We start from the raw sequence: 20,187 nt of genomic DNA, 5'->3' as shown, positions 1-20,187 counted from the left end.
CCCTCAGATGTTTCCCACATAATACCAACTGAACAAAACGATCGTTCCAAACACGGTGGAAAGAAAAATCGAAAGACCGGTTTTGCCACCGCTCAACTGTTTGATCGTCCCAATCAGCGCACCTATGGACCACACAGCACCGGTTGCTCCAAAAGCCATCGAAGTTCTCCAGTTGAATAAAAACGAGAAGATCAAGCCAAAGATCGAATAAATGAAAAGACCGCTGTAAGAAAGACAGACCGCACAGATAGTCTGTTTGAAAGTGGATTTTGATCTTGCGATCTTCAGAAAAATCCACAGCAGCACCCCAAAGAACGGTATTATCAATGCTCCATACAAAAACCCCACACCGCCGATCGTGTATGCGAAGTTAAGCGGTTTCTGACCGGTTTTATAAAGATCAAAACCCGTTTGCAAAAAGAACAATCCAAAGCCAAGCCCGCTTATGAGCATCGAGAAAATCAGATTCATTCTGTCAAAATAGTTCTGTAAGAAAGCCGCCGGGTTGAACATCATCGGCAGGATCGAACCAAAAGAGATCTTCTTTTCCATCAAATCACCTACTTCAAAAGCGGTACTTTGCAGTGTTTGCAAAAATCGTCGTGGATATCGTTGAAAGTCCCGCAGGCTACACACAAAATCTGTGAGTCTTTCGATTTGTCGTATTTCTCATAAAGATACAATCCCCTGTGGTGTTTAACAGCATCTCCTATCTGATAATAGTCAAACACGGTGGAATTGTCCCTGAATTTGTGCGTGTAAACCTTTCCATCCTGACGCATCACCTTCAGAACGTACAGGGTGTAGCGATATGTTTTCCTTATTCCTCCGACATTTCGTACCTCCGTCTTCTGATAGGTCTTTTTGTCTATTACCTTTCCTTCCCACGTGGTATCTTTTCTTCTTTTCAGATCCTGCAGTGTTGCTATCATCACAAACATTCCGCCTATCGCAACACCGTAGAGAAGTGAGTATGGAAAGTCTATGGTTTTTGAGACAGATCCATAGACCGAAAAAGCGACCACGGCAACGATCGCCAGTATCAAGGAAAAGATGTAAGACCATTTTCTTGAAGATTTTCTGTACCTGTCGTAAGCCTGATCGCCGATCTTTTCTGAAAAACCAACCATGTTCTGAGTCATTCAGATCCCCCCTTGGTATATGTGAGCGAGTTTTTCTTTAAAGACATCCTTCAAAATCGACAGAGCATGGTTTGAAGTTCTTGTAGATTTGAAATTTCCAATGATGATACTGTTTTTTGTCCTTATCTCTATCTCTCTTATGGGATTACCATAGACATAAACACCGTCTATGTCATCCAGTTCAACAGAAAAGCTCTTGGATTTTTGTTCCAGATTTGTGAACACCACGCTCTTTTCCTTAAAAGATATTCTGTGCAGTTCATTTTTGAAAAAACTCACTTTGAGCATTATGTTAAAACTTTTCGGCATAGTCCCTGTCCTTTCACCCTGTGGTTTTACTGTATACCCGATCGAGCAAAAAAATTCACCTTGATCGAACTGTGTCATTGACAATTTTTGTCATGTCACCGTGACAGAAAATCAAATTTGTGCTATAAAGGTATTGAAGGGGGGGTTAGATGGATTTTGCCAGAAGATTGAGCTTGTTGATGAATGTTCTCAACATCACAAACAACGCGCTCGCAAAGGCACTCTCGGTCGATCCCTCGCTGGTGAGCCGGTGGAGATCAGGCTCAAGAACACCGGCAAAGGACAGTCATTATATAGAGATGATAGCCTCTTACGTGGTTGATCATGCCAAGATGGAACATCAAAAATTGGCTATATGTGAGATCACCGGCTGTGCGCCGCAGTCTCTTGAAAGAGAAGAACTGGTACAGATAGTGACAGGATGGTTATTAGACACGGCGATACCAGACACAAAACTGATCGGAGGATTTTTGAACAAAATATCCCTTTTCAAAACCCTGCCGGGTATGGGCGAGTTAAACGTGCCGATTGAAGGTCAAAAGGTTGATTTTGAGATCTTCTATGCAAACAAAGGAAAACAAATAGGCGTCATGAAATTTCTGTCATTCGCCATGCAATCGAGCAAAATAAGTACACTGCTTTTGTACAGTGATGAAAGTGTAGACTGGTTTCTTTCTGATAGAAACTACGCGCTTCAGCTTGGTGGAACTTTGATTGAGCTCACCAAAAAAGGCTGGAAAATAAACATGGTGCACACGATGAGCAGAGACATCTCTGAAATGCTCGCCGCGATAGATTTCTGGTTGCCGCTGTACATGACCGGTTCTGTCACACCGTACTACAATCCAAAGTACCGCGAGCATTATTTCAGAAGAACACTGTTTGTTATACCACAAACTGCGGCTTTTTTCTGCTCGACTCTGGAGAACTTTCAGCAGACGGTGAATTTCCTTGTAACAGCACAGAATATAGTGGAACTGCTTGAAGAAGAGTACAAACAGTTTCTGGGCACATGCCGTCCCCTGATGAAGATACCGCAGGTTGGTTCACAGGAAATGTTTACGCTCCTTGAAGATTTCGAAGAACAGTCTGCGCCATCTTTTATGATGACAGACGGGCTTCCTTTTGCCACTATGCCCGAAGAAGTTCTTGAAAAGATCTTAACGCGCAACCAAATTCAGTCCGATCAACAAATCATCTCTCACTGGAGAAAAAGATCTGCGTTCTTTCAGAAAAATCTCAAAGAAAATGTGTGTGTTCATATACTTGCATTAACGGATGCTGAACACATCAAAGCCGGGAAGGTGTCCGTTGAAATGCCCGCATCCGATAGAGAATTGTTTTATTCAACAAAAGAGTACATCGAGCATCTTGAATATCTGCTCTATCTCACTGAAAAATACAACAATTACCATCTATGCATCTGCTCAAAAAACATAAACACCAACGTGCATGTTTCTGTGAAAGATCAGATCGGTGTCACTGTTTTCAAAAAAGATCCGCCCGTCAGACTTTTTGCAATCAATCACCCGGATATGACAAATGCCTTTTATTGCTATGCCGAAGATTTTCTGAACAGATTGCCTTGGCAGAACAAAGACAGAGAATTTGTCAAAAGAACGCTCGAAAAACTGATAAAAGAATTGAAAGAGTGATGAAGATGGTTGCTGTTCTTGATCTTGGTTCGAATTCATTTATCGTTCTTGTATACGACAAAGGCAAAACGCTCCTAGAGAAAGTTTATGAAGTAGGCCTCAGATCAATTAAAGATGATGATCAGGCATTTTCCATTGCCGCACATTTTCTTGAAAAGATCAAAAAAGAAATCGACAGTATAGAGACGTACGCCTTTGGTACGGCGGTCTTTCGCCGAAGACCCGAACTGTTTGAAAAACTCATGAACCGTTTTGGATTTAAAGGAAAGATCCTTTCAGAAAAAGAAGAAGCGTATTACACCTATCTGTGCATAGGTCCACAAAAGAGTGAAGATATAACTGTCTTTGATCTTGGCGGTGGAAGTCTGGAAGTTGTAAGAAAAGACTGGTTTGTGAGCCTTGAACTGGGAACACATGTCCTCAATTCCATCTTTGATCTATCTTTACCCAAAGCAAAAGATTTTCAAAAAGCCGTGGAATTTGTGAGTGAAAAATTGCCAGATTTTAAAAACCCGGTGGGAGTAGGTGGTTCTTTTGTGGCTATCGCCGCGTTGAAAGCCGGAAAATGGGACCTTGATCTTTTAGACAACTTCATTTTGAAACTGGAAGATATCAAAATGATCTTTGAAAAAATCAGGATGATGACGGCTGCTCAGTTAGAGAATTTGAAAATCATACCATCTGGAAGGGAAAAAACGATCATCGCAGGTTGTGCTGTGGCAATGTCAATAGCAAAAAAAGGCGATATAAGAGTTTCAACAAAAGGCTTCAGATACACCCTGGCAAGATTGATAGATGAAGGTAAATGGCTCACCTCTGGCGTGCCCGGGGAGATTTGAACTCCCGGCCTCCAGATCCGCAGTCTGGCGCTCTATCCAGCTGAGCTACGGGCACAACCTGGCGGAGAGGGAGGGATTCGAACCCTCGGTGGAGGTAACCCTCCACACTTGCTTAGCAGGCAAGCGCCTTCGACCACTCGGCCACCTCTCCAAACTAATTCTCATTATAATACAACTTGCCCAAAATTCAAGTTTGGTTTTTCAGTTAAAAGAAAATGAAGACCCATCCGCAATTCATTTTAAATGAAGATCCTTTGTGGAATGTACATCAAATCTATGGCTCACAAAAAATAATCCCCGAAGGGCTATTCCTTCGGGGATAGTACGTGAAATTTCTATTTACTCTTAAGGTAAAGATAATATTAATGGTTTAGGATACACTCTAACTTCTGTGGCACTGCCTGTAGTTTTCAAATACACCGCAAAGAAATAACCTTCGTTGTTGATTACCAAAAACGGCAGTGAAAAAGATGTCGGGGTGCTATCTTCAGTCTCACCCTGTGCCACCACCATATAAGTTTTTTGTACAAAATCTGGTTTATTTGTCCAGTTATAGCTAAAATATCTGCTGTTAATTTCACTCAATCCTTTGAGTTCTACACTGGTGAGAGTAGAAGGCCAGATAAAGTTAAAACCAACGCAAAATTCAGCTAAAAAACCTGCTTCGTCAATCACATCAGTATCTGAAGCATCTTCGTCGGGAATGTAGACAAATTGCCTGATCAATTGCACAAGATCTGCTGGAGTTGAAGCTTCACCAGATTCGATGACTTCTAAAACCCGGTTCAGTAAATTTCTTGCCAACTGATCATCGCTTGGTTGAAAGAGCATACAACCTGACAGAGCAAGCAATCCAGCCACCACAAAAACCAAAAGCAATCTCTTCACAGTATCACCCCCTTGTGTTTGAAATATGCTATCACAACTTAAGAAAAATGTCAATTTACCCCTCTGTCATTGTGCCAAACAGTTTGAAAAACATCCGTGGCATAATAGAAAAGGGTGGGATAATGAAAAAACTTCCTGTAGGCATAAACGACTTTAAACAGATCATAGAAGGCAATTACATATACGTAGACAAGACAGAATATCTTTATGAAATGACAACAACAGGCATGTACTATTTTCTATCTCGACCACGAAGATTTGGAAAGAGTCTTACAGTAAGCACTCTGTATTATCTATTTTCAGGACAAAAAGAACTGTTCAAAGACACATGGATATACGACAAATGGGACTGGGAGAAAGAAAAACATCCTGTTATCGTGCTGGATATGAACAGATTGAACACACAGGATATAGAAAGCATGAGAAAAAGACTTGAGATGATTTTGCAGGAACATGCCAGATTCTATGAGGTACAATTACAGGACGACACGATAGATGGCAAATTCGAGCAGTTGATAAAAAAAACCTATGAAAAGACAAACAGAACAGTGGTTTTACTGATAGACGAATACGAAAAGCCGATATTAGATCACATAACAAACAAAAGAAAGATAGAAGAGATGAGAGACGAACTGAGACAGTTTTATGGGAAGATAAAAAGTCTTGGCAGTTGTCTGAGATTTGTATTCATAACAGGCATAACCAAATTCACAAAAATGGGTGTATTCAGCGCTTTGAACAACCTCAGAGACATCTCATTCAGCACCGCTTATTCTCAAATGCTTGGATACACCAACCAGGAAATAGAAAAATACTTCACCGAACACATCGATTCATACCTCAAACAAAACTATTTCACAAAAGAAGAGTTCTTTGAAAAACTCGAAGACTACTACGACGGCTTTTGCTTTGACGGCAAACACAAAGTGTACAACCCATTTGCTGTACTGCTGTTTTTTTCAGAAGGAAGGTTCAAAGAATACTGGAGTGAATCAGGTGCGCCACAGTTTCTGTACGAATATTTCATAGACAAGAAGGTGAAGATACACGAACTGTTATTGGAAAACAGGGTGACAGAACTTGAACTAAGCTCAAGAGAGATAGAAGACACAACACCCAAAGTATTCTTGGTACAGGCTGGATACCTGACTTTCAACAAAGAGATCAAACCCGGTGAATACGAAATAGGCTTTCCAAACATAGACGTATCCAAATCCATAAGCAGGATGGCACTTGAAGTGGAATACCAGATTGAGCAAAGCAGGATAACACAGATATCTCACAGGATAGACGAGCACATAAAAAACCACGACATAGAAGGGCTGATGAGATTACTTCAGAGTGTAATAGGGGGCATAAGCTATCGGACACATGAAAGTATAGAAAAACATCAGGCAGACAGACTGACAATTCTTGAGGCATACTACCAGAGTTTGATATACGCTTTTTTGAGTGCAAGCGGGTATGATGTACAGATAGAACAGGAAGTATCCAGCGGCAGGATAGATCTTGTACTCAAGACAAACGGTACGGTATACATATTCGAATTGAAAGTAGATCAACCTGCAGACAAAGCGATAGAACAGATAAAAGCCAAAAGATATCACCAATCATACAGATACAAAAAATGCTATTTGGTAGGTATAAGCATCTCAAGCAAAGAAAGAAACATAAAAGAATGGAAAGTAGAAGGTGTGTGAAATGAAAAAACTTCCTGTAGGCATAAACGACTTTAAACAGATCATAGAAGGCAATTACATATACGTAGACAAGACAGAGTATCTTTATGAAATGACAACAACAGGCATGTACTATTTTCTATCTCGACCAAGAAGATTTGGAAAGAGTCTTACAGTAAGCACTCTGTATTATCTATTTTCAGGGCAAAAAGAACTGTTCAAAGACACATGGATATACGACAGATGGAATTGGGAGAAAGAAAAACATCCTGTTATCGTGCTGGATATGAACAAAGTAGACAGCACAGATCTTGAGACACTCAGAGAGAGCATACACATGATGTTGTTAGAATACTCTGAAAGATACGGCATAGAATTTCGAACCAGTACGATATCGAACAGGATACAGGAATTGGTGAACGGTATATACTCAAAGGTTTCAAAACCAGTGGTTTTGTTGATAGACGAATACGAAAAGCCGATATTAGATCACATAACAAACAAAAGAAAGATAGAAGAGATGAGAAACGAACTGAGACAGTTTTATGGAAAGATAAAAAGCCTTGGTAGTTGCCTGAGATTTGTGTTCATAACAGGCATAACCAAATTCACAAAAATGGGTGTATTCAGCGCTTTGAACAACCTGGAAGATATCTCTTATTATGAACAATTCTCTCAAATGCTCGGATATACTCAACAAGAAATTGAAAAATACTTCCACCAATACACACAAAATTACCTGAAACAAACCAACATGACAAAAGAAGAATTCTTCGAGAAACTGAAAGACTACTACGACGGCTTTTGCTTTGACGGCAAACACAAAGTGTACAATCCATTTGCTGTACTTTTATTCTACAAAAGCGGAGAATTTGCAGAGCACTGGCATGAAAGTGGAGCACCGCAGTTTCTGTATGACTACTTCATAAACAAAAAAATAGATTTGAACGAAATATTGAAAGATGGGCAGGTAGAAAAAAGCGAACTATCCAAAAGGGAGATAGAAGATACGACAGCAAAGGTTTTTTTAATACAAACTGGATATCTGACCTTTGAAGAAACCATAGAACCAGGCAGGTACAAAATAGATTTTCCGAACATAGATGTGAAAAAATCCATAGGCAGCATGTTGTTAGAGATAAACTACCAGATAAACGAAGAGAAAAAAAGGCAGATAGCATTTGAAGTAGAAAAAGCGATAAAAGAGCAAGACATAGAGAAATTGATAGAGACATTCAAAGCGGTGATATCAGGATTGAGCTACAGAATAACCAATGGGATAGAAAAGAGAGTGAAAGAAGAAAAGATAAAACACTTAGAGATGTACTATCAATCGTTGATATACTGCATACTTGCAGCATTGGGATACAACGTACAGACAGAAGTAGAAGTAGGTGGTGGGAGAATAGACATAATACTTATAACAAACGGTACGGTATACATATTCGAATTGAAAGTAGACCAACCTGCAGACAAAGCGATAGAACAGATAAAAGCCAAAAGATATCACCAATCATACAAATACAAAAAATGCTATTTGGTAGGTATAAGCATCTCAAGCAAAGAAAGAAACATAAAAGAATGGAAATACGAGCAAATTTGAAAAAAGCCTGCTTTTGTACTGCAGCAGCACATTTCGTTTTTTACTTCAATCACATCATCTGTGAACTTTGCCCACAAGGTTGATAAAAACAATTATGAGTGTTATACTCATTAATGCATCATTCCACTTGGGGGCTTTTAATGAAAACGATAATTCTGGCTGGGGGAAGCGGGGAAAGGTTTTGGCCCCTTTCCACACCTCAGACACCAAAACAGTTTTTAAAACTTTTTGGTGAAAAGACATTATTAAGGCAAACCTTTGAAAGGCTCCTGTACAGAGCCCGTCCTGATGATATATACATTGTCACAAATAAGATCTACGAACAGCCTACTTCTTCTGAAGTACCAGAACTTTGTAGAGAAAACATCCTGCTTGAACCGTTAAAGAAAAACACCGCGCCTGCGTGCACTTTTGCAACTCTGCATTTTGATGAAAACGAAACCATCTTCATAGTCCCGGCAGATCATTATATACCGGATGTGGAAACATTCTGGCAGTGCGTTGAACTTGCTCAAAAATTCGTCGAAACGCATGAAGGCATAGTCACCTTTGGAATAGTTCCATCAAGGCCGGAAACAGGCTATGGCTACATAGAAATAGATAAACAGGTGCACGAAAATATCTTTTCTGTGAAAATGTTTCGAGAAAAACCAAATTACGAAACTGCTGTGGAATATGTAAATTCGGGCAAATTCTTCTGGAACAGCGGCATGTTCATGTGGAAAAAAGATTACTTTGTGGCACAGATGAAAAAACACGCACCAGAGATAATCGAGCCATTTTTACAGGAAAAAGACACAGAAACCATCTACCATAAAGTTCCATCCATAAGCATCGATTATGCACTGATGGAAAAAGCAGACAGGATATACACGGTAAAAAGCGACTTCATCTGGTCTGATGTGGGAAACTTCAGATCGCTGAAAGAACTTGGAATAGAAAATTCACCCGGTGCAGTGCTTATAGACAGCAACGCATTTGTACGGACAACAAAACCAACAGTGGTGATTGGACTAAAAGACATAGTCGTTGTGGAATCACAAAATGGAATACTGGTTGCAGACGAAAAACAGCTTGAAAGAATAAAAGAAGGCATGGGAAAGATCAAGTAAAATGGGGGCTGTGCTGTGAAATATCTTGCTGTTTTGGATCTTACAGCAATTTTAATACTCAATCTTTCTTTTTTCAAATGGCATACAGCCGCTGTGTTCACAGCATGCCTTTTTTTATCTTTTTTCGCATTCAGGCTTTACGAAACAGAAAATCTTCAAAGCTACAATGAACAGCTCATAAGAACAACGGTAGGAGCGCTTTTTTCTTTTATATTGGCTCTCATCTTTTATCCTGTATTTGAATTTGATCGCCATAGCTTCATATACAACTTTTTGCTGTGCGTCATTGTGATACCACCCCTCAACACCGTGCTTGGGAAACTAATCATCAAAAAACAGCCCACAAAGACCTTTCTTGTCGTCGGAAGAAAAGAAGAAATAGGACACATTTTAAAAGAAATAGAAGAAAAAACCATGGGAAAATACCGGTTTGTGGAATACATAAACCCATCCATCGAGACGCTGAAGGTGAAAACAAAACAATACAACCACGTTCTTCTTGCAGATCCAAAGCTTCAAGACATTTTAAAAAAAGCAAACATCAGGCAAGTGGAATATTTACCAAACCTTGTGGAAAAAACACTTAAAAGAATTCCCATCGAAGTGATGGAAAAATTTGAAGAATACTACAAAATTGCCTTCAGCCAGATAAACGACGACTCACCCGCAAAAAGAATCGTCGATATAACAGTTTCACTGATTGCCCTTGTAGTTTTTTCTCCAATCATGCTGCTGGTTAGTATAATGATATATCTGGAAGATGGAAGACCCGTGGTGTTCAAACAAAAAAGGGTGGGAAAAGACGGGAAAACATTCACAATGCTGAAATTCAGAAGCATGAGAAAAGCCGACAAAAAAACGCCAAAATTCGCAGACCAGGAGAAAGACAGAATATTGAAAATCGGCAAACTCATAAGACCGTTCAGAATAGACGAAACACTGCAGTTTGTGAATGTTCTAAAAGGCGATATGAGCGTTGTTGGCTCAAGACCAGAGCAGGAAGAGTTCGTCAAAATGTTCAGCGAACAGATACCGTTTTATCATATGAGACACATGGTAAAACCCGGTATCACCGGCTGGGCTCAGCTCATGTACAAGTACTCTTCCACACTGGAAGAAGTGAAGAAAAAACTCAGCTACGATCTGTGGTACGTGAAAAACAGAAACATCTTTCTTGATCTTCGAATCATACTTCAAACACTGGAGGCTGTGTTATGGAGAAGAGGGGCGAAGTGAATATTCTTATTTTGAATAAAATGTACTACCCTGAAATAGGAGGAGTAGAGATCGTAGCAAAAATCATGTCTGAAACGATGGCTTCATTTGAAAAGGTAACAGTGCTAACATTTAATAACAGACGAACACGCGAAACTCACCAAATAAATGGTGTTGAGGTCATTCGACTTCCTATTAGATTTATGAAAAACTCAATAAGACTTTCTGATTACTACAAAAACGAATTCACAAAACAGTCCAAAAATGCGGATGTTATAGTGTTTCATTTCCCCTCAGGCCAGCCAGAACTCTATTTCAACCTTTACAAAAAAACTAAAGCCAAGAAAATATGTTTCTATCACGCTGATGTCGTAGGTTATGGGTTTATCGGATGGTTTTATAACAATTTCATTGTAAAGCGTTTTTTAAATGTCATGGATGAAATAATAGTTACTTCACCCAACATATCTAAAACTTCGAAGATCTTGAAAAGGTATGCGAATAAAATAAAAGTCATTCCTCTTTTTGTTGATACTTCACACTTCTATCCGAGAAATCCAAACAAAAGGGATTACCTTCTTTCATTCTTCAAGGTAAAGGTAAATAAAATTGTGATGTACGTAGGAAGACTTGCTCAATATAAAGGACTAGAATATCTCATCAAAGCAATGAAATCGCTGGACAATTCATACGGTCTGGTACTGATTGGAGAGGGACCTAAAAAAAAGAGACTTGAAAAACTTATTGGAAAACTTGGTTTAGAAGATCGAGTACTTTTCCATAAGCATGTGTCATATGAAGAACTACCAGAATTCTATTCCTCAGCGGATGTTTTTGTCTTACCTTCAATCAGCAGAGCAGAAGCATTCGGCTTGGTAGCCCTGGAAGCGATGGCATGTGGTACACCAATCGTAACAACAGAACTTGGTACAGGGACAAGTTACTACAATATTCATGGAGAAACCGGTATGATTGTTTCACCGAAAGATGAGAAAGCTTTAGCTAGAAGTATAAAAGAGATTTGCTTAAGCAATTGGAAAGAACGAGAAAACTTAATTGTTGAGAGAGCAAAAAAATTCTCAATAGAAAATTTTACAAAATCTATTCGAGAAATATTACGAGGTGATTCATGATGAAAATTCTTCATATAACTTCTAGGATTTCCATGGGTGGGGGATATAAATTTATAAAACTGGTAAAGGAAAAACTACCACACTATCAACATATTTTGGTTGGAAGACCAGGAGAATTGGTCAGTGATGCTCGCAGTTTTTTTGGAGATAAGGCTATTTTCATCCTGCCTGGTTTCTTTTTAGCAGATGCAATTGTAATAAGAAAGATTCTGAAAAAAATTGAGCCAAGCGTCATACACCTCCACGGTAGAGGCGCTGGTTTATATGGAAGATTGCTTTTACCAAAAAAATACTGGAGTAGGACTATTTATACATTACATGGATTCAATACAGAACTTCTTCCCAAAATTATAAGAGCAATATACCTAAATTGGGAAAGATCCGCAATTAAGAAAACGAAAATGTATCATTTTGTTTCTGAAAGTGAAAGAGAATTCTTTCTTAGATTTGTTCAAATAGATAAAAACAAAACAAAAATTATCTACAATTGCATTGAAATGGAAGGCAAAATTGAAAATGATTCTCAAAAACTGCACATAGAAGAAAAAGATGTTGTAAAATTATTATTTGTTGGGAGACTTTCCAAGCAAAAAGGATTGGATATACTATTAAAATCACTTAAAAATATTAGTTATAATTTCATACTTGATATTTACGGAGATGGAAAAGAAAGAAATAATTTAAGAAGAATGGTAAGCGTGTTAAATCTAAATGACAAAGTATGCTTTAAAGGATCGAAAAACTTTTCTGAAATAAATGTAAATAATTATGATGCTTTGGTGGTCCCGTCTCGATTTGAGGGTATGCCTTTTGTGGTTTTAGAAGGGATAAAATATGGGCTACCAATAATCGCTACACCTGCGAGAGGGATAATAGACATTATACCGGATAATTCTTATGGATATCTCTCAAGTTCGTTTACTCCGGAAAGCTTTTTGCATTCCTTGTTGAATTTCTTTGATGATCTTCACAAAAATCCTGAGAAAGTAAATAAAAAACGTTTAAGGGCATATAATCATCTGAAAAGGTTGTTCAATTGTTGTGAAACAGTAAAGCTTATTGATGAAATGTATTCCAAGGTAATACTAGGTGACAAAAGATGAATCTTATTTTATTACTTCCGAAAATTCCCATCTCAGGAAATCAAGGAATTCTAATAGGAGAGATTCTTTTGGCTCTATATATATTGACCCTATTGATTAAAAAAAATGAGGTCATCTTTATTTCCTCTGAGATTGTCATCCTCTTTGTTTTCGTAACATACAATATCCTTATAAGTTCTATGGTTTCTGGATTAGCTGAAAGCGTTTTTCCTGTAAGTGCAATGCTATATTATTTGAGAACTATTCTCTATTTTGTATTAATTGTATGTGCTCAAAGATTCACCAAAGATGATATCAATTTCTTCAAATATTATTTTCTCACTCCGTTTTTCATAGGCAGCTTTGCATCTTTATCCATTATGATCACTAGGTACATCATAGATCCACCGTCAATATCAGAAATATTGTGGGGTTATTCCACTGGATTGAGAAATATACCTATTTGCGGTTATGCACTGTCATTGAATTCTTTCTTATTTTTAAAACCGATTGGTGGTGGAAGTGGAAATTTATTGTGCTCATGGAGTATAGCTGTCTTTATACTCACTCATAATCTCACTTTCAATTCTAATATTAAGAACCTTCGTAAAATTTATCTAGGAGTTTTTGTGGTCTCGCTTATAAATATTATCACATCTTTTTCGAGGGGAGGCACTTTAACGTTTTTAATAACATTACTGTATTATGTTTTAAAGGATTTCCTCATCAAAAAAAAAGGAATCAAATTTTCTATAAAAATATCCTTGATATCAATACTCATAGTTGTATTTATCATAATATTAATGCCAGCAACTGTTTTCGATAGATTATTGAATACTTTTGAGGGAAATTCGCTGGATCCATCCTCCTATGGAAGATTGGTGAACTATAAAACTTTATTCCTAAATATTAAGCCATCGAATCTATTTTTTGGAGTAGGTTTTGATGAGAATATTTCATATAGATTAATTAAAATGGGATTTTCTGAATCCCTATATTTGGATATTTTAAGATCTGCTGGAATAACAGGTCTGCTTTTTTTTATGGTGTTTCTCATCTTAATACTTAAAAATTCTTCACATGACAAATTCAAGAAAAGTTTAGCTGAGTTTTTAATTTTACAGAGTATCATAATGTGGTCTGTAACAGGCGGGGATTTTTTCTCGGCACCTGTGCTTTACTTCGTTTTTTTAACACTTGGGCGTAGTTTGAGAATACATAAGATTAAAGTGGGTGATAAAAGTTGATTATCTACATCTCCACAATTGAGGATCTGCGTAAATCCATAGGTGTTTGCAAAAAAATCTATTCACAAATAAAATGCTTCTCACACTACACCTCTGAAAATGTGAGTCTAATAGCAACTAAAGATGGGAAAATAGTTTGTGAAATTTTAACGAAAGATGGAAATATTTTAAAATCAACTACACTTTGGAGTCTCAACAACATCTTTGAAAAAGCTTTCTATTATAAAAAACTCGTTGATATTTTCCCGAAAATTTGCTTTGGAATTGACAGCAAAGCCAATATTGCCTATCTAAGACAAGGTTTATACGATAAATATTCTCTTAAGTTACTCCAAATTCTCAAGCAAAAGAATTTTAAAATCATCTTGGAAATACCTACATCAACTTTTTTGAAAGAATACATCAGCGATTTTCCCAAAGGGTGGTACAAATTCTTCTTTTTTCAGCTATACCACAAAAAAGTTTATCAGCTTACTGATTTAATAGTCTCTATTGGTGAAATGTCACCTGTTTTGAAAGGGTACGAAAATAAAGTCCTAGTGATAAGTAACGGTATAGACCTATCGCAAGTACCAATGTTAGAGCCTCGAACATTAAATAACACGTTAAATCTAATAAGTGTTGCCAACGTTGCCTACTGGCATGGGTATGATCGAGTAATAAAAGGGCTCGGTGAGTATTACAGGAAAAAACCCGAAAGAAAGGTCTACTTCCAAGTCGTAGGAGATGGACGAGAACTTCCAAAATTGAAAAAACTCGCAGAAAGATTAAGAATAGAAGATTATGTTATATTTCATGGAACAAAGAATGGAGAAGAACTTAACGAATTGTTTGAAAAATCCCATATAGGAATTAGTTCACTTGGAAATCATAGGAAGGGAATGTTCAAGACTTCTGAACTGAAAATCAGAGAGTACTGTGCACGTGGGATTCCCTTCATTTGTTCGAGCCGTGATCCGGACTTTCCAGAAGACTTCGAATACATGTTCAAAATACCTGAAAATGAATCCCCTGTCGATATAGAAGCTGTTTTAAAATGGTACAACAAACTCGTGGCTAAACAACCAGATTATCCTCAAAAGATGAGAAAATATGCAGAAGAATATCTCACATGGGAGATAAAACTAAAGCCATTGATAGAAAGGATAGAAAACAGTTCGTGAATGAGAAAAAATCTAAAAATCACAGAATTCTACGTGGATCTTTCATCTGAAAGAGAAAATAATGTTTTTTGTAATTGGTTTTTATACATTTGCCAACAAGGATTATTTCACCCCCATTGACTTTCTTCAGAAGGTTTGAAAAAAGTTCTGCCTGATTTTTGCTGAATTAGTATTTATCAAGGATAAAGCAAGAAGACTCCATCTTCTACAAGATGGAGATGAATTGCTAACAGTATGGTACAATACTTTCAAGGTGAATAAAAGTAACAGAAAACACAGAGGGCTATATGTATGCAAGAACTATGGGCATGTAATGAATGCAGATATCAACGGAGCAATAAACATACTTGCAAAGGTAGCTGGTGAGTCTGTGGCAAAGCAGATAACCAGTAGTGGGTGTGTGAACCACCCTGTGAGAATAAGGGCAGCTAAATTACTGCCAAACTTCTCACAAAGCCTCTACCTTTTAGGTGGATGGTAGTTCACATCGGCCATGGTGATACCAAAAACCAAAGCCCCCTTAAAAGGGGGCTTTATTCATATTCATTCATATTCACATAGATAATGTTCCAGTTCATCTTCCTCCAAAAGATAGAGCTGAATTTTTCTGTCTTTCAAAAATGTGAATGGGCTTTGCTTGCTCAAAGGTGCGTACTCTCCTTTGAGCATGGACTTCAATTTGTATCTAATTACCCTTTGTAGATGAGCTTCAAAAGAACCTTTTTCAGGCTGCCAGATGTCGTATGCATAGATGAATAAATACTGTATCGTCTGGTATAAATCATTCCACGAATCGATCCTGTAACAGTACTTTTCCCAGAACTCTTTGCAGATCTTTTTCAACAAAGGCTGGTATTTTTCAAAATACTCTTCAAAACAGGAGGGATGACCCTCCCTCCTGTTCAAGCTGCCTGCTTTTTCCATAAAGTCTGGTTTAAGAAATCCACCAGGTTGTCTATCATGAAATCAAGTACATAATTCAGGATGATATCTGGTATAGGCAGCCTTATGTTGAAATCGTTCAGAAAATCAAAAACCATTTTCTTGACTTCTTCCTTCTTCTTTGCTCCATCTTTTGGCCTTTCTACAATAAACACTCCCAAAGACACTATCCTTCCTATGATCTGAAAAGTCTCAAACAGATTCATTCAACCACTTCCTTAAAGTAGATTGAAAAATTCATTGGAATTTGTTTCCACTATTGCAGCTCTGTCTTTTACATAGGTATTTGGCAGTGCTCCAAGGCTTATTAACATATCCATTGCTTCTGAAACCTGCTGACTTGTGAGATCTTCTTTTGGTGATTGAATCGTTATCCTTCTTCTTTTACCTTCAACTTGATCTACAAAATCCAAAAACAACCTTTTCATTTTTCACACCTCCTTACATAACCTGTGTGGTGAGTATCAAATACACTTCCTGAACTGTGTAGTTTGTCAGACTGTCAATGATCTGAGCTATCTGCAATGCCTTTGAAGAATCCACTGTTTCTTCCACATCGATGTTGTTTCTTCGCACGATAGGACGACCTGTCTGTGACAGTTCACCTGTGTTGTAAACAATCCTGAGCTGTTTCACCATAACACCTCCTTGTATTTTTTGGGTACACCCGGGTGTTGATCCCAATATATAGTATACGAACGTATATATCACACGAAAAACCATACCTTTGAACTTCAAAGGGAAAAAACCACTTTTTCAAAATAAACACTTTATTCAAGCCGATCTTGGAACTTAGTTGAATCTAATTAGATGCCATGGCATGATTTTTCTTTATCCATCGCTATTCTGGTGATTGTACCAGTTCAGTTAAAATAAAATGTCGTTGAAAGCAACACCAGAAAGATTGTTTTATCTTGCATTCATGATAGAATCGTGATAGATTGCATTTGATCTGTGGAGGGTGAAAATGAAGGTTTTAATCATCACAAACCTTTTTCCGTTGAAAAAAAATCCATTGTCGGGCGTTTTTGTGGTGAGAAGACTTGAACAGTACCAAAAGTTTGGTGTCGAATACCTTGCCTTATCACCGGGATTTTTGGACAATCTTACCGTGAGATTTATAAAAAGGCTTTTGAAAAGAGAGTTTTCAGAACCGCTGAAAAAATTTCAAAATGTTCAGTTCGAGCTTGTTTTGATCCGCCAAGGTCTTATGAGAACGATTTTTGGCAAACTGTTCGATGGTAGAGGTTACACGAAAGAGTATCTTCACTTAATAGAGAACAGCATTGATGTCTTGCAATTTGATTTGATACACGCTCATGGTATGTACCATATTCCAGCAGGGGAAATAGCATGTCTTTTAGCAGAAAAGTACCACAAACCTTTTGTAGTAACTTTGCATGGCAGTGACGTGAATGTGGTTATGCCAAAAAGAAAGAAAAGATACATCCAGACTCTTGAAAAAGCTTCAAAATGCATTTTTGTGAGCAAAGCCCTTCTTGAAAAAGCAAAGTCTTTTGGATATTCTGGAAAAAACGCGGTTGTGATACCCAACGGGTACGACCCAGACATATTCAAGCCGATGGATAAGGAAGAAGCAAGAAAAAAACTTGGAATATACAAAGAAGGATACAAATACGTTGGCTTTGTTGGAAACTTGATACCAATAAAAAGATCAGACAAACTTTCAGAGATATTCAACTTTATTCATACAGAACTTTCAAAAACATTCTTCATAGTTGTAGGAGATGGACACTTGAGGAAAAAGATAGAAGAAGAAACAAAAGGGCTCGACATAATATTCACAGGAAGGGTGCCGCAGGAAAAGGTGGCTGAGTACATGAACGCAATGGATGTGATGATACTTCCAAGCAGGAAAGAAGGATTTGGAGCTGTTGTAATAGAAGCTCAAGCCTGTGGTACGTGTGTGATTGGAAGCAGTAACGGTGGAATTCCAGAGGCAATTGGTTTTGATGAGTACGTGGTGGAAGAAGGGGAAAACTTTGAAGAAAGGTTTGCAAAAAGAGTGATCGATGTTTTGAAGAATGGCTATGATAGAAACAGATTGATAGAAAGAGCAAAGAATTTCACATGGGAAGAGGTTGTGAAAAGGGAAATAGAAATTTACGGTCAGGTGGGTTGAAATGTGAAACAATACATAAAAGGTTTTCTCTCATTTTCCGCTGGTACATGGATCCGTGCGGTTGTTAGCTTCTTCTCCACGCCTGTAATAAGCTACTTGATCGTTCCAGAAGAATTCGGTAGAGCGGCGATTTTCACTCTTTTTTATAACATCGCTCTGCTTGTCTCTCTAATGGGACTCGATCAAAGTTACGTGAGGTATTATTACCAGGAAGAGAAAAAAAGTGAATTGTTCTGGAGTTGTATGTTTTTACCTTTTGTCCTTGGTGTTTCTGTGTCTTTCATCTTTATTTTCTTTGAATCACCTTTTAATATAGTTCTGTATGGCAAAAACTATCAAGGCATAGGATTTCTTTTTTCCATCTCCTTGATGACAGGTATTCTTCAGCGATTCAATCAGCTCTCTATAAGGATGCAAAAAAGAGGACTTCTTTACTCCCTTCTTGATATTGCAAATTCTCTTGGAAACGTGGGAGGTTCCATTGTCTTTGCTGTGGTAGTATCAAGGAATTTTTATGCTATCGTTTTTGGGCAGGTTACTGGAAACATACTGGCTTTGAGTTTAGGTTTCATTATAGACAGAGAATCGCGAAAACTTTCAAAAGTGAATTTCAAAAACATAGGAGAGCTTCTAAAATATGGTTTTCCTCTTCTTCCAACTTCTCTACTTTTCTGGCTTTTTTCTTCAATAGACAGGATCTCTTTAAGGCAATATTCGAACTTCACAGAAATAGGACTTTACAGTGCGGCTTTTAAGATAGTGTCTGTGATGCAACTTTTTCAGACAGGATTCACTACTTTTTGGGTACCACTCGCTTACGAAAAATTTGAGTCTCAGACGAATTCTAAGGAATTCTTCAAAAAAGCCAATCGAGCAGTAAGTTTTGCTATCTTTGTATTTGGTTTCTTGGTTCTTGCTTTCAAAGATGTGATTTTTCTGCTTTTTGAAAAAAGTTACAGAGACGCTTCTTTCATAGCACCTTTCTTAATTCTTCAACCAGTCATGTACGTTATATCAGAAACTACAGTTCTTGGCATCAACTTCACCAAAAAGACGTACTGGCATATTGTTGTAACCGGCATATCTGCATTTGCCAACTTTGCTGGAAACCAGCTTCTTGTTCCATACTTTGGTGCAAAAGGTGCCGCTGTATCTACAGGACTTTCCTACATTGTGTTTTTCACATTAAGAACATCCATAGCCGAAAAACTCTATCCGGTTGGTTTTGATCTGAAAAAGATCTACATTGGAACTTTGGTGATTTCCACAGTGGCCTTTTTTGGAACTTTTTTGAAAAACATCCCGGTCTTTCTTTCTGTGTGCACCACAGGGATTTTTCTTGTTTTACTCCTCTATAGATCTGAAATAACCCTGTTGAAAAATCAGCTCAAAAGCTTCAAGTGATGAAAGATTCATTTTGAAAACAGTTACCAGGTTATCAAATTTGTCTATTTGCAATCTCTTGAGGGTATCATACACATCTTAAGGCATACTGGAAAAATCGTGGTGTCATCATCGACAGGTTTTGATACCACTAATAGCAGAGATATAATAAATAAGGCTCTGGTGAAAAATTCAATTGGGAGCGTTAGATATGAAGATCCTGGTTATTGGATATATGCATTCAAAACACGATAAAAGAGTTTTCAGAACAGTTCAGGCTTTTTCAAAATGCCATGATGTGCTTTACCAATATCTGGCAAACGAAAAGGAAGATAATTACAAAGATGGTAATATATCATACATTCCCGTTCAGTATGGAAAGATATCCGAAAAAAAGAGCATGTGGGAGTATTTGAAAGAAGCGCTTAGAAGGGTGAATTTTGACAGAAAAATATTACATTTAATTGAGTCTGTCGATTGCGATGTCGTGTATTTCCATCATTTTTTGCCAACTATGCCTGTGAAGGCTTTCAGGTTGGCAAAAAAGCTTCAAAGAACTGTGATATACGATGTTCATGAGTATCATCCTCAGAATTTTCTAAGTTTTTTACCCGGCACGCTGAAAAAACTCAAAGAATACGCTGCGTAGAAG

The 20,187-nt window shown here is 37.7% G+C and carries 22 protein-coding genes and 2 tRNA genes; 14 read left to right on the top strand and 10 right to left on the bottom strand.

Annotation, left to right across the window (positions count from 1 at the left end):
- Nucleotides 1-3: 3 nt before the first annotated feature.
- From AC4E92_RS04820 to AC4E92_RS04810, 3 genes are read right to left on the bottom strand one after another with little or no spacing between them, the layout of a single operon-like run.
- On the bottom strand, nucleotides 4-552 hold the full coding sequence (locus AC4E92_RS04820; protein ID WP_490239461.1) for a YIP1 family protein: 549 nt from the start codon (nucleotides 550-552) through the stop codon (nucleotides 4-6).
- Nucleotides 553-560: 8 nt separating this feature from the next.
- Nucleotides 561-1,142 (bottom strand): hypothetical protein, encoded by a 582-nt coding sequence (locus AC4E92_RS04815; RefSeq protein ID WP_490239460.1) that lies wholly within the window; start codon nucleotides 1,140-1,142, stop codon nucleotides 561-563.
- Nucleotides 1,143-1,451, bottom strand: coding sequence for a hypothetical protein (locus tag AC4E92_RS04810; protein ID WP_490239459.1), 309 nt, complete (start codon nucleotides 1,449-1,451; stop codon nucleotides 1,143-1,145).
- Nucleotides 1,452-1,600: 149 nt separating this feature from the next.
- Between AC4E92_RS04810 and AC4E92_RS04805 the strand changes: the two genes are divergently transcribed.
- Together AC4E92_RS04805 and AC4E92_RS04800 are read left to right on the top strand one after the other, a co-directional pair.
- On the top strand, nucleotides 1,601-3,106 hold the full coding sequence (locus AC4E92_RS04805) for a hypothetical protein (RefSeq protein WP_490239458.1): 1,506 nt from the start codon (nucleotides 1,601-1,603) through the stop codon (nucleotides 3,104-3,106).
- Between the two features lie 5 nt (nucleotides 3,107-3,111).
- Nucleotides 3,112-3,945 (top strand): Ppx/GppA phosphatase family protein, encoded by an 834-nt coding sequence (locus AC4E92_RS04800; protein ID WP_490239457.1) that lies wholly within the window; start codon nucleotides 3,112-3,114, stop codon nucleotides 3,943-3,945.
- On the opposite strand, the gene AC4E92_RS04795 is transcribed toward AC4E92_RS04800, so the two are convergent.
- The 3 genes from AC4E92_RS04795 to AC4E92_RS04785 all read right to left on the bottom strand — a co-directional run bounded on the left by AC4E92_RS04795 (nucleotide 3,924) and on the right by AC4E92_RS04785 (nucleotide 4,833).
- Nucleotides 3,924-4,000, bottom strand: a tRNA-Arg gene (locus AC4E92_RS04795). The genes AC4E92_RS04800 and AC4E92_RS04795 overlap by 22 nt on opposite strands.
- Before the next feature lie 4 nt (nucleotides 4,001-4,004).
- Nucleotides 4,005-4,096 (bottom strand) — tRNA-Ser (locus tag AC4E92_RS04790).
- A gap of 194 nt (nucleotides 4,097-4,290) precedes the next feature.
- Complete coding sequence (locus AC4E92_RS04785; protein WP_490239456.1) at nucleotides 4,291-4,833, bottom strand: hypothetical protein; 543 nt, start codon at nucleotides 4,831-4,833, stop codon at nucleotides 4,291-4,293.
- 122 nt (nucleotides 4,834-4,955) lie between these two features.
- Here AC4E92_RS04785 and AC4E92_RS04780 point away from each other — a divergent pair, with 122 nt between their 5' ends.
- The 9 genes from AC4E92_RS04780 (at nucleotide 4,956) to AC4E92_RS04740 (ending at nucleotide 15,548) form a co-directional block, all read left to right on the top strand.
- Entirely contained in the window at nucleotides 4,956-6,533 is a 1,578-nt protein-coding gene (locus AC4E92_RS04780) for an ATP-binding protein (protein WP_490239455.1), read from the top strand.
- Between the two features lies 1 nt (nucleotide 6,534).
- On the top strand, nucleotides 6,535-8,115 hold the full coding sequence (locus AC4E92_RS04775) for an ATP-binding protein (protein ID WP_490239454.1): 1,581 nt from the start codon (nucleotides 6,535-6,537) through the stop codon (nucleotides 8,113-8,115).
- Between the two features lie 140 nt (nucleotides 8,116-8,255).
- The gene (locus AC4E92_RS04770; RefSeq protein WP_490239453.1) at nucleotides 8,256-9,227 is read left to right on the top strand and encodes a mannose-1-phosphate guanylyltransferase; all 972 of its coding nucleotides are present in this window, start codon (nucleotides 8,256-8,258) and stop codon (nucleotides 9,225-9,227) included.
- A gap of 15 nt (nucleotides 9,228-9,242) precedes the next feature.
- Nucleotides 9,243-10,463: a sugar transferase gene (locus tag AC4E92_RS04765; RefSeq protein ID WP_490239452.1), complete on the top strand. Its 1,221-nt coding sequence runs from the start codon at nucleotides 9,243-9,245 to the stop codon at nucleotides 10,461-10,463.
- A complete protein-coding gene (locus tag AC4E92_RS04760; protein WP_490239451.1) occupies nucleotides 10,442-11,575 on the top strand; it encodes a glycosyltransferase in 1,134 nt (377 codons plus the stop codon). Before AC4E92_RS04765 ends, AC4E92_RS04760 begins: the two co-directional genes overlap by 22 nt.
- Nucleotides 11,575-12,678, top strand: a complete 1,104-nt coding sequence (locus tag AC4E92_RS04755) for a glycosyltransferase family 4 protein (protein WP_490239450.1) — start codon at nucleotides 11,575-11,577, stop codon at nucleotides 12,676-12,678. Before AC4E92_RS04760 ends, AC4E92_RS04755 begins: the two co-directional genes overlap by 1 nt.
- The gene (locus tag AC4E92_RS04750; protein WP_490239449.1) at nucleotides 12,675-13,904 is read left to right on the top strand and encodes an O-antigen ligase family protein; all 1,230 of its coding nucleotides are present in this window, start codon (nucleotides 12,675-12,677) and stop codon (nucleotides 13,902-13,904) included. The genes AC4E92_RS04755 and AC4E92_RS04750 overlap by 4 nt, the downstream gene beginning before the upstream one ends.
- Nucleotides 13,901-15,067, top strand: coding sequence for a glycosyltransferase (locus tag AC4E92_RS04745; protein ID WP_490239448.1), 1,167 nt, complete (start codon nucleotides 13,901-13,903; stop codon nucleotides 15,065-15,067). Before AC4E92_RS04750 ends, AC4E92_RS04745 begins: the two co-directional genes overlap by 4 nt.
- Nucleotides 15,068-15,290: 223 nt before the next feature.
- Nucleotides 15,291-15,548: a zinc ribbon domain-containing protein gene (locus AC4E92_RS04740; protein WP_490239447.1), complete on the top strand. Its 258-nt coding sequence runs from the start codon at nucleotides 15,291-15,293 to the stop codon at nucleotides 15,546-15,548.
- Between the two features lie 62 nt (nucleotides 15,549-15,610).
- Here the strand turns inward: AC4E92_RS04740 and AC4E92_RS04735 are convergent, their stop codons facing one another.
- The 4 genes from AC4E92_RS04735 to AC4E92_RS04720 are packed head-to-tail and all read right to left on the bottom strand — an operon-like array spanning nucleotide 15,611 to nucleotide 16,645.
- Nucleotides 15,611-15,973: a sigma factor gene (locus tag AC4E92_RS04735; protein ID WP_490239446.1), complete on the bottom strand. Its 363-nt coding sequence runs from the start codon at nucleotides 15,971-15,973 to the stop codon at nucleotides 15,611-15,613.
- Complete coding sequence (locus tag AC4E92_RS04730) at nucleotides 15,970-16,215, bottom strand: hypothetical protein (protein WP_490239445.1); 246 nt, start codon at nucleotides 16,213-16,215, stop codon at nucleotides 15,970-15,972. Before AC4E92_RS04730 ends, AC4E92_RS04735 begins: the two co-directional genes overlap by 4 nt.
- 12 nt (nucleotides 16,216-16,227) lie before the next feature.
- Complete coding sequence (locus AC4E92_RS04725; RefSeq protein WP_490239444.1) at nucleotides 16,228-16,437, bottom strand: DUF2922 domain-containing protein; 210 nt, start codon at nucleotides 16,435-16,437, stop codon at nucleotides 16,228-16,230.
- A gap of 13 nt (nucleotides 16,438-16,450) precedes the next feature.
- Complete coding sequence (locus tag AC4E92_RS04720) at nucleotides 16,451-16,645, bottom strand: DUF1659 domain-containing protein (RefSeq protein ID WP_490239443.1); 195 nt, start codon at nucleotides 16,643-16,645, stop codon at nucleotides 16,451-16,453.
- A 331-nt stretch (nucleotides 16,646-16,976) separates the two neighbouring features.
- Here AC4E92_RS04720 and AC4E92_RS04715 point away from each other — a divergent pair, with 331 nt between their 5' ends.
- The 3 genes from AC4E92_RS04715 to AC4E92_RS04705 all read left to right on the top strand — a co-directional run bounded on the left by AC4E92_RS04715 (nucleotide 16,977) and on the right by AC4E92_RS04705 (nucleotide 20,184).
- Nucleotides 16,977-18,152: a glycosyltransferase family 4 protein gene (locus AC4E92_RS04715; RefSeq protein ID WP_490239442.1), complete on the top strand. Its 1,176-nt coding sequence runs from the start codon at nucleotides 16,977-16,979 to the stop codon at nucleotides 18,150-18,152.
- Nucleotides 18,153-18,155: 3 nt separating this feature from the next.
- Complete coding sequence (locus AC4E92_RS04710) at nucleotides 18,156-19,556, top strand: lipopolysaccharide biosynthesis protein (protein WP_490239441.1); 1,401 nt, start codon at nucleotides 18,156-18,158, stop codon at nucleotides 19,554-19,556.
- A 190-nt stretch (nucleotides 19,557-19,746) separates the two neighbouring features.
- Nucleotides 19,747-20,184: a hypothetical protein gene (locus AC4E92_RS04705; protein ID WP_490239440.1), complete on the top strand. Its 438-nt coding sequence runs from the start codon at nucleotides 19,747-19,749 to the stop codon at nucleotides 20,182-20,184.
- The last annotated feature ends 3 nt before the right edge of the window (nucleotides 20,185-20,187 follow it).

Source organism: Pseudothermotoga sp. (genome assembly GCF_031962025.1).
Lineage (GTDB): Bacteria > Thermotogota > Thermotogae > Thermotogales > DSM-5069 > Pseudothermotoga_B.
This window is presented reverse-complemented; position numbering and strand designations above follow the sequence as displayed.

Bases quoted from the DNA above. Each gene is read 5' to 3' on its own strand.
- AC4E92_RS04815 (WP_490239460.1), bottom strand. From the start codon at position 1,142: ATGACTCAGAACATGGTTGGTTTTTCAGAAAAGATCGGCGATCAGGCT.
- AC4E92_RS04820 (WP_490239461.1), bottom strand. From the start codon at position 552: ATGGAAAAGAAGATCTCTTTTGGTTCGATCCTGCCGATGATGTTCAAC.
- AC4E92_RS04730 (WP_490239445.1), bottom strand. From the start codon at position 16,215: ATGAATCTGTTTGAGACTTTTCAGATCATAGGAAGGATAGTGTCTTTG.
- AC4E92_RS04810 (WP_490239459.1), bottom strand. From the start codon at position 1,451: ATGCCGAAAAGTTTTAACATAATGCTCAAAGTGAGTTTTTTCAAAAAT.
- AC4E92_RS04755 (WP_490239450.1), top strand. From the start codon at position 11,575: ATGAAAATTCTTCATATAACTTCTAGGATTTCCATGGGTGGGGGATAT.
- AC4E92_RS04780 (WP_490239455.1), top strand. From the start codon at position 4,956: ATGAAAAAACTTCCTGTAGGCATAAACGACTTTAAACAGATCATAGAA.
- AC4E92_RS04725 (WP_490239444.1), bottom strand. From the start codon at position 16,437: ATGAAAAGGTTGTTTTTGGATTTTGTAGATCAAGTTGAAGGTAAAAGA.
- AC4E92_RS04800 (WP_490239457.1), top strand. From the start codon at position 3,112: ATGGTTGCTGTTCTTGATCTTGGTTCGAATTCATTTATCGTTCTTGTA.
- AC4E92_RS04705 (WP_490239440.1), top strand. From the start codon at position 19,747: ATGAAGATCCTGGTTATTGGATATATGCATTCAAAACACGATAAAAGA.
- AC4E92_RS04770 (WP_490239453.1), top strand. From the start codon at position 8,256: ATGAAAACGATAATTCTGGCTGGGGGAAGCGGGGAAAGGTTTTGGCCC.
- AC4E92_RS04715 (WP_490239442.1), top strand. From the start codon at position 16,977: ATGAAGGTTTTAATCATCACAAACCTTTTTCCGTTGAAAAAAAATCCA.
- AC4E92_RS04805 (WP_490239458.1), top strand. From the start codon at position 1,601: ATGGATTTTGCCAGAAGATTGAGCTTGTTGATGAATGTTCTCAACATC.
- AC4E92_RS04775 (WP_490239454.1), top strand. From the start codon at position 6,535: ATGAAAAAACTTCCTGTAGGCATAAACGACTTTAAACAGATCATAGAA.
- AC4E92_RS04760 (WP_490239451.1), top strand. From the start codon at position 10,442: ATGGAGAAGAGGGGCGAAGTGAATATTCTTATTTTGAATAAAATGTAC.
- AC4E92_RS04750 (WP_490239449.1), top strand. From the start codon at position 12,675: ATGAATCTTATTTTATTACTTCCGAAAATTCCCATCTCAGGAAATCAA.